The sequence below is a fragment of the Vibrio sp. S457-15 genome (genome assembly GCF_000960545.1).
Classification (GTDB): domain Bacteria; phylum Pseudomonadota; class Gammaproteobacteria; order Enterobacterales; family Vibrionaceae; genus Vibrio; species Vibrio parahaemolyticus.
This window is the reverse complement of record NZ_JYOQ01000131.1, coordinates 39,539-53,757: the sequence shown is the minus strand read 5'-3', so window position 1 is coordinate 53,757 and position 14,219 is coordinate 39,539. Positions and strand designations below refer to the sequence as shown.

The following is a 14,219-nucleotide window of genomic DNA, read 5'->3' as shown; positions in this document are numbered from 1 at the left end:
TATTTCAATGGTTTATTTGGTTGTATGGGCTTGTTTTTTTTGTGCCGGATATCCAGGTGATATGTATTCGTATCACTTTTCTATTTATGTAAAAACAGCTACCTAGAATAATATTCTTATCAATATGACAGTCGGAATGCTAAAAACATCAGCAAAAAGAGAAAATCAGATGAAATAGAATGAAAGAGGCGTACACTTATTCTCTCATTCGTCGTCAGCCTTTTATCTTGTCTCGTCGTAATGCATACGCAACTGTAGACAACGTTTCTATCGAACGAACACCAATTACTTGAAGGAATACCAAACATGGATTGCTCTTTTTCCGCAGATATTCAAACGCGCATTGATAACAAAACCAAACCCTTAGGTGCTCTAGGGTTGCTAGAAAAAGTCGCATTGCAGTTAGCGTTGATTCAAAGCCAAGATCAAGCACAAGCCGTTGAAGAGATTGTTATTCGCAAGCCAACGATGTTGGTGTTTGCTGGCGACCATGGTGTTGCAAAAGAAGGCATTAGCATCGCACCGAGTGAAGTTACCCAGCAAATGGTTGCAAACTTCCTTGCTGGAGGTGCTGCAATTAACTGCTTTTGCGATGTATACCAAATCGAATTCAAAGTGATTGACTGCGGTATGCTTGCGCCAATCGAAGTCATGGTTCCTGAGTTTAAATCTCATCCGAATTTAATTGAGCAGCGTTTAGGAAATGGCACTGCCAATTTTTCAAAGCAAGCGGCGATGTCTTCTGAACAAGTGGCGCTTGGTTTGGAATATGGTGCAAGAGTGGCGCAAAGCACCATCTATTCAGGCTCTAACTTACTGATGTTTGGCGAGATGGGCATTGGAAACACCAGCTCGGCTTCCGCATTATTGGCGGCACTCAGCCCGCTTGAGGTAAACCACTGTGTTGGTCTTGGTACGGGCATCAACTCAGAGCAGTTGAGCCGAAAGTTAAAGTTGGTTGCTCAAGGGGTAAGTCGTTGTCGAGGTCTAGACGCCAAAGCCGTATTATCGCAAGTTGGTGGATTTGAAATCGTACAGATGGTCGGGGCGTTCCTTGAGGCGAAGCGTTTAAAAACGCCAGTGCTTGTCGATGGTTTTATTGTCTCTGTCGCGGCGTATGTTGCCACGTTACTAGACGAAGAAACACGTGATTACATGCTGTTTGCACATCGTTCAGAAGAAAACGGACACAAGTTTGTATTGGAGTCATTAAAAGCCGAACCTTTGCTGGATTTAGGGCTCCGCCTCGGTGAAGGAACAGGTGCTGCGTTGGCATTGCCGCTATTGAAGGCCGCTGCGCAGTTCTATAATAAAATGGCCAGTTTTGAGAGTGCAGGAGTAACGGTTTAGTGTCTGAGTCAAAAAGTTCACGACAAGCAACGCTACGCTATCAAATGGAGCTATTCCTCTTGGCAGTGAGCTTTTTTAGTCGCTTACCAGTGCCGACTGATTTACCTTACAGCGAAGAGCGCATGAACCAAGCCGGGCGATATTTTGCCTTGGTTGGTGTGATTCTTGGTGTGCTTTGCGCGCTTGTGTTCTACTTCACTCAACTTATTTTCCCTGATTCTGTTGCTATTGTATTAACCATGGCGTTCAGCCTGTTGCTCACCGGTGCTTTTCACGAAGATGGTTTGACTGATATGGCGGATGGCATTGGCGGCGGTATGACGGTTGAACGTCGTCTTTCTATCATGAAGGACAGCCGCATCGGGACTTATGGCGCCGCAACATTAGTGATGGCGTTGTTGGCTAAGTTTGTCCTTTGGAGCGAGTTGGTTCATTTGCCTGATTTTTGGCTCGTTATTGTTGTGGCCTACACCACGAGTCGTGCCCTCGCTGCAACGCTAATTTACGACATGCCTTATGTGAGTGACAGTGACACCTCGAAAAGCAAGCCGCTTGCGAACAAGCAGTCCTCGTCTGAAGTTGCCATTTTGCTGTTTACTGCGGGCGTGGTTTCGCTCTTTCTCGGGGTAATGCAGACATCATTTATCGTCATCGTTTTGTTTGCATTTCGATTTGCATTCAAACGTTGGCTGACTAAGCGCATTGGCGGTTTTACTGGCGATTGCTTAGGTGCAGCGCAGCAGCTTTCTGAACTCTTGGTTTACCTTACTCTAATCGCGTTTTATCAAAATATATGAAGCAGTTAATTCTCGGTGGTGCTCGTTCAGGAAAGTCGAAACTTGCTGAACAAACCGCAAGACAGTTGTCCGCAAAGCAGAACAAGTCATTACATTATGTCGCTACTGCGTTGCCATTTGATGATGAGATGCGAGAGCGGATTAAGCATCATCAAGCTCAACGTGGGGAAGGGTGGCATGAACACGAATGCCACCTTCGACTTCCTGATTTACTTGCTCATTTTGATGCTAATGACGTTGTATTGATTGATTGCTTAACGTTGTGGCTGAACAACTGGATTTTTGAGCTAGGTGAAGTCTGCAGTAACGAGTCATTAGAACAAGAGATAGAAAAGCTCATTCAAGCGGTTGAAAATTCTCGCGCGACACTGATTTTTGTCTCTAACGAGGTGGGAATGGGCATCGTGCCGCTGGGTGCTGTGAGCCGCTATTTTGTTGATAATGCAGGGCGCATGAATCAACAACTTGCTCAAGTATGCTCTCGAGTAACGTTTGTTGCGGCAGGGTTGCCATTGGTTCTTAAAGAATAGGATACGAAGGGAATGAAAACGCTCAATATCTATCTTATGCGTCATGGAAAAGTAGACGCAGCGCCTGGCTTACATGGTCAGACTGATCTCAAAGTGAAAGAGGCCGAGCAGCAGCAAATCGCCATGGCTTGGAAAACCAAAGGATACGACGTAGCGGGGATAATATCGTCGCCGCTTTCTCGTTGTCACGATTTGGCGCAAATATTAGCTGAGCAACAATTGTTGCCAATGACCACCGAAGACGATCTGCAAGAAATGGACTTTGGTGACTTCGATGGCATGCCATTTGATTTGCTTACTGAACATTGGAAAAAACTCGATGCCTTTTGGCAATCACCCGCTCACCATTCGTTGCCTAATGCCGAGAGCTTAAGCACATTTTCTCAGCGCGTTAGTCGCGCTTGGTCTCAAATCATTAACGATATCAATGACAACTTGTTAATTGTCACGCATGGTGGCGTAATTCGAATAATTCTCGCTCATGTTTTGGGCGTGGATTGGCGCAATCCTCAATGGTATTCGACATTGGCGATAGGAAATGCCTCAGTCACTCATATAACAATTACTATTGATGACCAAATTTACGCCTCAGTTCGTTCAATAGGCGTGCCTCTTGTAGAAGATTAAAATCAGGCGCTGTTGGCCTTCAACGCGAAACAAATCAAGGAAGAAAAGCAGCCCTAGTCATGGAAGAAATCGGCTTTCTAGATCCTATTTTGTTAGGAGGAAGAGGAAAGACCGATTCGATTACATCAAAAGGAACTCTAAAAAATGACCACTCCTAGTTGGGACTTATCCATCGTTTACAACGACCTTGCCGACCCTCGAATTCAAGACGATATCGCACTTGTTGAGCAATGTATTGACCTGCTGAATAAGCAATCGCAAGATTGTGAAAATGTTGAAGTGATGCAAAATGCCATTCTGACCAACGAAGCAGCAAGTCGCTTGGCGGGCACGGTCTACAACTTCGCAAATTGCTACTCATCAGTGAACGCTACTAACGCCGAAGCGAAAGCGCTTTCTGGCCGTATGATGCGTATTTTCTCTGAATTGTCTCAAGCGTTTAGTGCTTTCGAACTTACCTTAACGCATGCAGATGATGAGTTCATTGCTCGCGTTCTCGATCACGAAAATCCAGACATCAGCGGTCAAGCTTTCTCTATTATGGAGTCGAGAAAACTGGCAGATACGCGCTTGAGTATGGAAGAAGAGAAGCTTTTAGCTGCGATGAGTGTGGACGGAAAATCTGCGTGGGGCAATTTGTACGACAACTTGACGGGTTCGTTAAAGGTTACGTTAGACCATGCTGATGGCACTACTGAAGAGCTCGGTTTCTCCCAAGCTGCAAGTATCCTTTACGGTTCAGAGTTTGACCGCCAAGAAGCGGCATGGCGTGGCGTCCAAAAAGCAATGGAAACGCACCAAGAGTCTTTCGCTGCGATTTTAAATGCACTTGCAGGCTGGCGTTTAACTGAAAACAAAAAGCGCTCGACTAAGCGAGAAGTACACTTTTTAGATCCAAGTTTGTACGGTAGCCGCATTCAATCTGAAACCTTGGCTGCCATGATGAAAGTGGCGAAGGACAGTCGTGATATTGGTCAAAAAGCCGGTAAATTGATGGCGCAAGTGCACGGTTTGGATGAGATGAAGCCGTGGAACCACCTTGCTGCAATGCCTGCATTAAGCGGTGATGCTAAAGTCTACGATTTCAATGAAGCAATCGATGTGATTTGCGAAGCGTTTGAAACCGTCAACCCAGAGATGTCTGAGTTTGTGCGTTTAATGGTTCAAAACGGTTGGATTGATGCCGCGCCAAATGCCAATAAACGTTTGGGGGCGTACTGCACTAAACTACCAGCCACGCGCACACCGTTGGTATTCATGACGTGGAGTGGTAGCCGTTCTGATTTGATGACATTGGCTCACGAACTTGGTCATGCCTTCCATAACTGGGTTATTCGAGATCTGCCGCTTTGCCAAACTTACTACCCAATGACACTTGCAGAAACCGCATCTATTTTTGCAGAGAATATCGTACGCGATCATTTGATCTCGAAAGCAGAAAGTGTGGACGACAAACTCGAAATGCTTTGGGAAGAGCTGTCTTCTGCGCTGGCGTTAATGATCAATATTCCTGTTCGATACGAGTTTGAAAAAGCATTCTACGAACGTCGTCAGGAGGGGGAATTAACCGCTCAGGATTTCTGTAATCTGATGTCAGAAACGTGGAAAGATTGGTACGGAGACGTGATGAGTGAAGCTGACCCCTATTTTTGGGCAAGTAAGCTGCACTTCTCGATTGCCGATGTGAGTTTCTATAACTATCCGTATCTATTCGGCTTCTTGTTCAGTAAAGGCATTTATGCGCAACGTGAAGCTAAAGGTGAAAACTTCTACATTGATTACGTTAATTTACTGCGTGATACTGGCAACATGATGGCAGAAGAGGTGGTTGAAAAACATCTATTGATGGACTTAACCAAACCAGACTTCTGGCAACAAAGCGTGGAGCTTGTACGCTACAAAGTCGATGAGTTTGAACGCCTACTTGCGCAGCGTAGCCAATAGGAGGTTGAGTTCTGTGGACCCTAGTCGATGAATCTTGCTCGGATAGGGCTTCAGTTCGAACTATTTGGTGGTACTGGCGGTTTCTTTGGTTCGCATAGCTGTTTGTTCATAGAAACAGTGACAAAGCAAATGGCTATGTATTGTATAAAGAACCCGCACACCGCCGAAAAAATCGGCTCAAAAGGTTAACAGACACTCAAACTTGATCAAATCATAATGATCTTACAGAAGGCTGTGGTAAAGTTCACAGCCCTAACACTTTGTAATTGTTTAAAAAATAAACGCCTCAATGCTTGATTTGAGTGCATGGCGCAAATGGGTATCGGATTTTTGATAAATTTAACGGTTTCTACTCATAAGTGAGATCGCAGCAACAAAAATCCTTTGTACAATTTATTAACATGCCCGCCGTGCTATTAAGGAGTAACGCATGACGAAGTCTCTCTTTCGCCAATCGTTTTTAACTGACACGTTAGATGTTCATATTGATGTAGCGCCAGCGGAGCAGGTGCTATCAAACGGCGTACAACTCAAACTCTATCAGCGTGGTGTGCTAGAAGTCATTCCTGAAAACCCGACTCAGGAAACGAAGAACATCATCATCTCTTGTGGTATTCACGGGGATGAAACCGCACCGATGGAGCTGGTGGATTCGATCATTAAAGACATCGAATCTGGATTCCAGAAAGTCGATGCACGTTGCCTATTCATTATTGCTCACCCTGAGTCAACTCTGGCGCATACACGATTCCTAGAAGAAAACCTCAATCGTCTATTCGATGACAAAGAGCACGAACCAACGAAAGAACTGGCGATTGCTGATACGCTGAAACTGTTGGTGCGAGATTTCTATCAAGATACAGAACCAAAAACGCGTTGGCACCTGGATTTGCATTGTGCTATTCGTGGTTCGAAACATTACACGTTTGCGGTAAGCCCAAAAACGCGCCACCCAGTTCGCAGCAAAGCGTTGGTGGATTTTCTCGATAGTGCGCATATTGAAGCTGTGTTGTTATCCAATTCACCATCAAGTACGTTCAGTTGGTACAGTGCTGAGAATTACGGTGCACAAGCGCTAACGATGGAGCTTGGCCGCGTCGCTAGAATTGGTGAAAACGCTCTGGACAGATTAACGGCATTTGACTTGGCTCTGCGTAATTTGATTGCAGAAGCTCAGCCAGAGCACTTATCGAAACCGTGTATTAAATATCGCGTAAGTCGCACTATCGTCCGCTTGCATGATGATTTCGATTTCATGTTTGACGACAACGTGGAGAATTTTACTTCGTTTGTTCATGGTGAAGTCTTTGGTCATGATGGCGACAAGCCTCTGATGGCTAAAAATGACAACGAAGCGATTGTCTTCCCAAATCGTCATGTTGCTATTGGTCAACGTGCCGCACTGATGGTTTGTGAAGTGAAAACGCGTTTTGAAGAGGGTGAGTTGGTTTACGATTAATCCAACATTACTCTTAGAAGTTAATTGCAATCTACCGAGGCTTAACTGTAAGGTTAAGCCTCGTTTGTTTTTATCGGCCACTATGGATTTTCAACAACTTATCTTGAACAAGGAGCGACGCTGGCAGCGTAATCTCGTGATTATGTCAGTCGTACTCGTTTTACTCTCTACTATTCATTTGATGGTCGGGGAGGTTTTCCTTTCTCCTTTTCAATCCCTCTCTGTATTTGAGCAAAAGCTATTACTGGATTTGCGTCTGCCAAGATTGGTCGCAGCAGCAATGATAGGAGCTGCATTGGCCGTATCTGGTGCCACACTACAAGTTTTGTTGGGGAATGTGCTGGCAGAGCCGGGCGTGCTTGGCATTTCTGGTGGTGCAAGTTTGGCGATGGTTTTGGTGATGTTTGCATTGCCTGTGCTGCCAACGCCTATGATCTTTATGCTTGCGGCGATAGCTGGCTCGATGTTGTTCACGCTGATATTGGTTGGTATTGCTCGGGCGATGCATCTCACGACAGCGCGTTTACTGTTAGTCGGTGTCGCGTTGGGTATTTTATCCAGTGCCATCGTGACATGGGCTTTTTACTTCAGTGACGATTTAAGCCTACGCCAGCTAATGTACTGGCTTATGGGGAGCATTGGTGGCGCGAGTTGGTATCAGCACACGGTAACATTAGTCATGTTCCCTGTTCTAGTTTGGCTATGTTGCCAAGGTAAACCGCTCGATAAGTTAATGCTTGGAGAGATTCATGCCACTCAACTCGGTGTCGATGTTCATCAGATGCGCTGGAAGTTGATTTTAGCCATCTCAGTGTTGGTTGGTTGCTCCGTCGCATTAGGTGGCATCATTAGCTTTGTTGGCTTGGTGGTTCCGCATTTGCTGCGATTAGCGTTTGGCACAGAAAACCGTTACTTGTTGCCACTGTCGGCAATATCTGGCGCAGCTTTGCTTGTTTTTGCAGATATTGGTGCGCGACTATTGCTGGATTCCGCAGAACTGCCTTTAGGTGTGATGACGACTTCTATCGGTGCGCCTATTTTCATTTGGATGTTGGTGAAGAGTCATGATGCGCGTTAAGCATATAGCGGTTGGAAGTCGTTTGCTGCCACTTTCATTTGAATGCAAAGCTGGCGAAGTCGTCCACGTTGTCGGACCAAACGGCTCTGGTAAGAGTACGTTACTCGCAGCGATTTCTGGCACATTAACTGGCAGAGATGGAGCGAGCGGTGAAGTTCATGTGGACGACAAAAACTTGCTTACGTTATCTTTGTCGGAACAAGCTCATGTTCGCGGTTACTTATGTCAGCAATCTAGACCTGCGTTTAACGTCGATGTTTTTCAATATCTTGCGTTGTCCTTGCCAAGTGGCACTGCGATCACTGATGGTAAAGTTCGTGATGCCGTTAATATGGTGGTCGAGCTCGTCCAACTGCAAGATAAGTTGCACCGCAGCATTCAAACGCTATCAGGAGGCGAGTGGCAACGCGTACGCTTAGCGGGTGTATGCTTACAAGTGTGGAGAACGATAAATCCATACTCGCAGTTGTTGATTTTAGATGAGCCAGCCGCTCCGCTCGACATCGCTCAAGAAGGTTTGTTGTATCAGTTAATCAATGCTATCGCGGCGCAAGGTATTAGCGTGCTCGTGGCGAATCATGATTTGAATCGCACCCTTAAACATGCCGACAAAGTGTTATTGCTCAGTAATGGTGTGTTGCATGCGTCGGGCAGGGCGGATGAGGTGCTTTCCGAGACTGGTCTCGCTGAAGTGTTCAAAACTCAGGTCAGAAAAGTGATGATAGACGAGAGACCGTATTTGATCTTCGATTAGAGCCTAGGTTTGTGCTGATAAAATAAAAACGACCCGTATAAGGTCGTTTTTTTGTTTCTTGAATACTTAACCAAGTATTTATTGAGTTAGCGGTTTTAAGTCCGCAGGACGGTAGTAAACCGACTTGAGCACTTTGCCTTTACGTACGGTTTTGCCTTCAGACACGAAGTCTTGTGCACATTTTGCGATGATGTATTCGCCTTTTTGTACAGCCATCAACTTGATACCTTGCTCTGCGTAGAAGGCTTCGGTCTCAGTATACTCTTGCTCATTGCGGCATACTTTGCTCATGTTGCTTGAATGAACTTCGTCCCAACAAGGAATAAAGTCGATTCCGCGGTTTACTGCAACGTTCAGTAAAAGATCAATGAGGTAGCTGATCGCTAGGTTATCTTCTACTTTGCTGTGACCAAGGTGAACTAGACGACCCATTAGAACGTAAACGCTGTCTACAATCGCATCGGCTTGTTCAGTTTTACAATCTGCTTCTGCTAGCTCTGTTAGCTCTTCGATCGCCAAAGAGGTGTGTAGTGTGTCTGCTTGTGCATCTAGGCTTGCAGCGTCTGCGACTGGTAGGTCGAACGTACTACGGAACTCGGTGATGTCACGGTATAAGTGATCAAAAATCTCTTGGGTTAGCTTTGACAGTTGCATTCTAATGTCCATTGAATCGATTGAAGGGGCAATGATACCAAACCGCACTTTAATCCCCAAGAGATCAGAATCTAACTGATTAGAAATCGTCTCTTGAGGTTCTAAACTGTGGCTTAACGAAATAGATAAGGGAAGAGCTTTTTACGTTCTTCTTCTGAAAGAGCAGAAACTCGCGCGATGTTTGTGTCGGGAATAGACTCAGGGTCAGGGTAGTGCTTCAACACCTTTTCCATACTCTCTTCTCGTATAAGATGGAAGATTGGGTATGGTGATCGATTGGTTAAGTTCTCGTCATCTTCTGGCGCTGCACCACCGAAGCAATAGTCGGGATGAAAAGTCGCCACTTGGAATATACCTTCCCAATCCTGTTGTTTGATCAGTCCTTCAACCCAATCGATGCAGAAGTTGTAGTCCCAGAAATCTTGCAGCATGTTAGGTACGACGACCAATGTTGTTTCCAGCTTTTCTGGTTCGGTGGTGCTGAGTTCAATAAGTTGCAGCAGAATATCCTCAAGCAGCGCTTCTTCTTGTGTTGCTTCGCTGACAAAAATCTTGATTTGTTTGTTACGCTGCGGCTTTGCTGCGAAAGGACACAAATTCAGACCAATCACGACATCATTAAGCCATTGATCGACTTGTTGCGTGATCGCATTAATATCTGTATTCGGTGTTTCTTGTGTTGAGCGCGTTGGCATACGACTTTCTTGCTTTTATGAATTTGGCGCAAGCATAGCAGAGAAGTCGATTAACTTCTTCCCAAGCTTGCTACATCAGTGTTGCTGTCGGTATCTACGCTTTCACAAATGTGTTTTAAGTAGGCAATGGCAGCAAACATCACGGCATACAAAACGCTTCCGCCAAGCAGTACGGTTGACCAACCGCCATGTTGCCAACAGTAGAGCAATAAAAAACCACCTAAACTTCCGCCAACATAGTAGTGCACCAAGTACAAAGCTGTTGCGGTTGCTTTTGCTTGTGTTGCGTTTTGGCCTACCCAGCCGTAAGCCAAAGTATGGGTAAAAAACGCGCCAAAACTAATCAGCAGAAGACCGATAAGCATAGCGGCGAGGCTCTCAAAAGCCGCAATCCACATGCCTGCCATGCTAACCACAGCGCCTAAGAACATACCTAGAATAGAAGAGTAACGTTTGCTCCAATGCCCTGCGCATCGAGAAGAAAAAGTTCCTCCCAGATAACAGATGAATATCAACGATGCTAGACCGACCGGAACGTTGTGCGGCGCGCTAACCAAACGAAAGCCCATCACGGAGTAAAGATTGACGAACAACGCAAAGTTAAGGCCGCCGATGAGCATTGCAAACCAAACCCGCTGATTTCGGAAGTGACCAATAATGGCGCGATTTTGGTGCCTTAAGCTGCTGGATGACGGTGTGAAGTTGCGTTGTTTTGGCAGTAAGTAGTGAACGCAGATTACGCCAATCAGTGTTACAACCATCATGACTTCGATGGCGACATCGACACTAAAGTTATCTGCTAACAAACCGCCGCTAATACGTCCTGCGATACCACCTAATGAGTTTGCTGCAATGTAAGTACCAATGGCCATTGAAAATGCGTGCTTATCAAGTTCTTCTGCCATGTATGCGACGGCAACAGCGGCAAATGCGGCTAAAGCGATTCCGATTAATGCTCGGCATGCCACCAAAAATATAAATGAGTCTCCGAGTAGCATCAACGCAGAAATGGCAGGAATAGAGAATAAGCCAACCATCATGACTGGCTTACGACCAATGGATTCGGACAAGACCGCCATTGGCACCAAACTGAATGAAAGCGCTAACGTTGAGGCAGCAAACAACCAGTTAACCTGCGTTTCTGAAATGGAAAACAGCGTTGCGAAGGTCGGCAGCATAGGTTGTAAAAGGTATAGGTTAGAAAAAACCAAAAAAGAGCCAAGCGCCAGAGATAACGTAATGCGTTTGTATTCCGGAGTACCAAAGCTGACCATGTTTCCTGCCTGATAGGAGCAATAAGGGAGATTGTGATCAATCTATCAGTTGGATATGGATTAAAAAAATATATTAAAAATATGGATACGATATATTTTTGATCTTATGGAATCGAGACAACTGAAACATTTTCTGGCTGTTGCTGAGCATGGCAATGTCACTCACGCAGCTAAGGCACTTCATATCGCGCAACCAGCGTTAAGCATTTCGATAAAAAAATTCGAACAGTCACTCGGCGTGACGTTGTTTCGTCGTGAAGATAAGAAAATCAGCCTAACGAAAGAGGGGGAAACCTTACTCATTCACGCGCAGCGAGTGATTCAACAACTGCACGATGCACAATTAGCTATTGATGAACTAAAAGGTTTAGCGAAAGGAGAAGTTCGCCTCGGCACGCCTTCTATGATGGGGAGTTACTTCTTCCCGCGCATCGTGATGGCGTTTAAGAGTCAGTTTCCCGATCTAAAACTGACGCTTGTTGAGGCTGGCACTCAGTCTATTCGTCGAATGTTGCTCAATGGACAACTCGATATCGGAGTGATCAGCTGTGACGACGTACCTGAAGATCTAGAAACGGACCATTTGTTCAGCAGCCAAATGGTGGCCGTTGTTGCTCCCGAGCATGAGCTAGCGCAGCGCGAAGCCATAACGTTTGATGAGTTTTTCGAGCATGAATTGGTGATGTTTCAGCACGGATATTTTCATCGAGAATTCTTAGACCATGTCAGTGAAGAGCACGGTTTCAGCATGAAATCTTCCTTTGAAACCAACTTGCTGCCTCTGATATTGAGCATCGTCAGGCAGGAGTTTGCCATTACGGCCCTGCTTGAGCTTGTTACTCAAAACGAGAAGGGGGTTGTTGGCATTCCGTTTCATCCACCAGTAACGCTCGATTTGGCACTAGCTTGGCGAAAAGAAGGGTATTTATCTATCGCAGATCGGACGTTTATTGATTTTGTGAAACGTTACGTCTGATACAAAAAGAGCTTCTTATTTCAGAAGCTCTTGTCACTATCCATTTATAGGCGATTAACTGCCACTGTACATCTTTTCGAAGTTCTTCGGATTCCAACCGATCATGACTCGGTCACCAATCTTCAATACAGGCACAGAGCGAGCACCAAGTGCATCAAGCTCTTTACGACCACGTTGCATTTTCGCGTTACAAAGGCGGTAATTAATGTTTTTCGAATCAAGATAACGTTGAGCATCTTTGCAGTGAGGGCATTTGTCTTTGACGTAAAGAACGACACGTTTCATTGAATTTCTCTCCATTATCATTGGGAGGCGAAGTCTACTATATGCTTCTTCAACTCTCCAGAACTTGATTTGTTGAGTAAAAGAATGAGGTTTGGAAAGTGAAAGTCATAAAAATGTAATGCCAATAAAGAACGTAAGGTTGGGAAAAAGTACCAAACGCTTTGATTGGTACCTGTAGCAATAGAACTTAAATATCCTTTTATCTACTATCTGAATGCTAATTGTTGCATTGATATGATGTTTTTATGAATTGTTGTAACTAATTCACTTAAACGTCGAGTTTTACTTTAAGTTCGGAAGAGAAAATGTCAGGGAAGCGGGTCGCGAAAAATACTCTTTTTCAGATCGTTAAAATGCTAATTACGACCGTAGTTAACCTGTATATGGTACGTGTTTTACTCCATCAACTTGGTATTGAAGGCTACGGTATTTTCAACCTTATTGCCGGCGTTTTGGCGTTAATGCTGTTTTTAAATGGAGCAATGACAACATCAAGTCAGCGTTATTTGTCTTTTTACAGTACCCAACAGTTAGAAAAAAGAACTAGCGTCTTTGCTACCACAAAATCGCTACATATTGTTGTTGCTATGATTATTTTTTTACTGTTATTTTCGCTGCAAACTTTTATTTTTGAAGATTTAATTAACATACCAGTATCAGTTGTTTCTTCCGCCCAATCTTTATACCAGGTTATGGCTGTCGGCGTATTAGCATCTGTAGTAACCGTGCCATTTAATGCGCAAATTAATGCCAATGAAGATTTAGGTATTGATGCTGTGTTTAGTGTTTTTGAATCACTGCTTAAGTTGATTTCGGCATTTTTGATTATCCTCTTTGAAAATCAACTAGTCGCTCTGGGAACGTTGTTTGTCTCAGTTTCTTGGACAATGCTTATTATGAAGGTGGCTTACTGTCGGATTAAATATGAAGAATGTAACCTTCTAAACTTCAAATTAGATATTGCCTTATTTAAAGAAATGATTGGCTTCACGAGTTGGAACTCGTTTGGTGCCATTTGTGGCGTTGCTAGAGTTCAAGGCTTAGCTGTTGTGCTCAATAACTTCTTTGGCGTTTATATCAATGCTGTTTATGCCATTGCTGTTCAAGTAAATGGAAAGCTAAAGGAATTTAGCATTAACATTATGAAAGCATTCAATCCAAGAATCGTAAAGGCAGAAAGTAAGGGTAATAGGGAGGAAATGCTCCACTTATCCATGTTAGCAAGCCGTTTTAGCTTGTTGCTTTACTCAGTCATCGCGCTGCCGATCTTTTTTGAAACAGATTTTATGTTGTCGATATGGTTGGGAGATTATCCTGATGGTGTACTGACTTTTATCAAGCTATTTTTAGTACTTGCGTTTGTAAACCTTACGACGGTTGGTCTTCAAACGGCTATACAAGCAACCGGAGACGTAAAGGCTTACCAGTCAACAATTGGGTCAGTGCTGCTGCTAACTGTGCCATTGGCCTATATTTTCCTATCGTTAGGTTATCCCCCTTACACCGTTATCGTTGTTTCCATTTTTATGGAGGTAGTTTCTTGTGGAATGAGGCTCGCTTTTCTCAAGATCAAAGCCGGGTTATCCATTAAGAAATATATATTGTTTGTAATCAACAAAGCGCTTCAAATACTAATACCAACGATAGCCGTATTGTTTTTACTAACGATAAGTTTCGAGCAAAGTATTTTAAGGTTTATTTCTACCACTTTGGTTTCATTCGGGATGATTAGCTTTTTAACGTATTGGCTGGTGTTAGGTGTAGAAGAAAAGAAAATGATAAGACTAAAGGTATAA

The 14,219-nt window shown here is 44.3% G+C and carries 14 protein-coding genes; 10 read left to right on the top strand and 4 right to left on the bottom strand.

The window, feature by feature from the left end; all coding sequences use genetic code 11:
• Positions 1 to 306 precede the first annotated feature (306 nt).
• The 8 genes from cobT to btuD all read left to right on the top strand — a co-directional run bounded on the left by cobT (position 307) and on the right by btuD (position 8,539).
• Complete coding sequence (cobT, locus tag UF05_RS14755; RefSeq protein ID WP_045545093.1) at positions 307 to 1,350, top strand: nicotinate-nucleotide--dimethylbenzimidazole phosphoribosyltransferase; 1,044 nt, start codon at positions 307 to 309, stop codon at positions 1,348 to 1,350.
• A gap of 44 nt (positions 1,351 to 1,394) precedes the next feature.
• Positions 1,395 to 2,147, top strand: coding sequence for an adenosylcobinamide-GDP ribazoletransferase (locus UF05_RS14750; RefSeq protein ID WP_045545113.1), 753 nt, complete (start codon positions 1,395 to 1,397; stop codon positions 2,145 to 2,147).
• Positions 2,144 to 2,677, top strand: coding sequence for a bifunctional adenosylcobinamide kinase/adenosylcobinamide-phosphate guanylyltransferase (gene cobU, locus UF05_RS14745; protein WP_045545094.1), 534 nt, complete (start codon positions 2,144 to 2,146; stop codon positions 2,675 to 2,677). The genes UF05_RS14750 and cobU overlap by 4 nt, the downstream gene beginning before the upstream one ends.
• A 12-nt stretch (positions 2,678 to 2,689) precedes the next feature.
• Positions 2,690 to 3,304: an alpha-ribazole phosphatase gene (cobC, locus tag UF05_RS14740; RefSeq protein ID WP_005480583.1), complete on the top strand. Its 615-nt coding sequence runs from the start codon at positions 2,690 to 2,692 to the stop codon at positions 3,302 to 3,304.
• 144 nt (positions 3,305 to 3,448) lie between these two features.
• Positions 3,449 to 5,248 (top strand): M3 family oligoendopeptidase, encoded by a 1,800-nt coding sequence (locus UF05_RS14735; RefSeq protein WP_020840489.1) that lies wholly within the window; start codon positions 3,449 to 3,451, stop codon positions 5,246 to 5,248.
• A gap of 430 nt (positions 5,249 to 5,678) precedes the next feature.
• Positions 5,679 to 6,707, top strand: a complete 1,029-nt coding sequence (locus tag UF05_RS14730; RefSeq protein ID WP_020840491.1) for a succinylglutamate desuccinylase — start codon at positions 5,679 to 5,681, stop codon at positions 6,705 to 6,707.
• Between the two features lie 82 nt (positions 6,708 to 6,789).
• Positions 6,790 to 7,785 carry a vitamin B12 ABC transporter permease BtuC gene (gene btuC, locus UF05_RS14725; protein ID WP_023667280.1) on the top strand — a complete coding sequence of 332 codons (996 nt, stop codon included), beginning with the start codon at positions 6,790 to 6,792 and terminating at the stop codon, positions 7,783 to 7,785.
• Positions 7,772 to 8,539, top strand: a complete 768-nt coding sequence (gene btuD / locus UF05_RS14720; protein WP_029801432.1) for a vitamin B12 ABC transporter ATP-binding protein BtuD — start codon at positions 7,772 to 7,774, stop codon at positions 8,537 to 8,539. Before btuC ends, btuD begins: the two co-directional genes overlap by 14 nt.
• 78 nt (positions 8,540 to 8,617) lie before the next feature.
• On the opposite strand, the gene UF05_RS14715 is transcribed toward btuD, so the two are convergent.
• The 3 genes from UF05_RS14715 to UF05_RS14705 all read right to left on the bottom strand — a co-directional run bounded on the left by UF05_RS14715 (position 8,618) and on the right by UF05_RS14705 (position 11,162).
• Positions 8,618 to 9,193, bottom strand: coding sequence for a nucleoside triphosphate pyrophosphohydrolase family protein (locus tag UF05_RS14715; RefSeq protein ID WP_005454856.1), 576 nt, complete (start codon positions 9,191 to 9,193; stop codon positions 8,618 to 8,620).
• A gap of 113 nt (positions 9,194 to 9,306) precedes the next feature.
• Positions 9,307 to 9,888 carry a DUF1415 domain-containing protein gene (locus UF05_RS14710; RefSeq protein WP_015296612.1) on the bottom strand — a complete coding sequence of 194 codons (582 nt, stop codon included), beginning with the start codon at positions 9,886 to 9,888 and terminating at the stop codon, positions 9,307 to 9,309.
• Between the two features lie 50 nt (positions 9,889 to 9,938).
• Positions 9,939 to 11,162 carry an MFS transporter gene (locus UF05_RS14705; RefSeq protein WP_017448620.1) on the bottom strand — a complete coding sequence of 408 codons (1,224 nt, stop codon included), beginning with the start codon at positions 11,160 to 11,162 and terminating at the stop codon, positions 9,939 to 9,941.
• Positions 11,163 to 11,268: 106 nt separating this feature from the next.
• Between UF05_RS14705 and UF05_RS14700 the strand changes: the two genes are divergently transcribed.
• Entirely contained in the window at positions 11,269 to 12,138 is an 870-nt protein-coding gene (locus UF05_RS14700) for a LysR family transcriptional regulator (RefSeq protein ID WP_029852156.1), read from the top strand.
• Positions 12,139 to 12,192: 54 nt separating this feature from the next.
• Here the strand turns inward: UF05_RS14700 and UF05_RS14695 are convergent, their stop codons facing one another.
• Positions 12,193 to 12,423 (bottom strand): glutaredoxin family protein, encoded by a 231-nt coding sequence (locus UF05_RS14695; RefSeq protein ID WP_005454961.1) that lies wholly within the window; start codon positions 12,421 to 12,423, stop codon positions 12,193 to 12,195.
• A gap of 305 nt (positions 12,424 to 12,728) precedes the next feature.
• Between UF05_RS14695 and UF05_RS14690 the strand changes: the two genes are divergently transcribed.
• Complete coding sequence (locus UF05_RS14690; RefSeq protein WP_045545095.1) at positions 12,729 to 14,219, top strand: flippase; 1,491 nt, start codon at positions 12,729 to 12,731, stop codon at positions 14,217 to 14,219.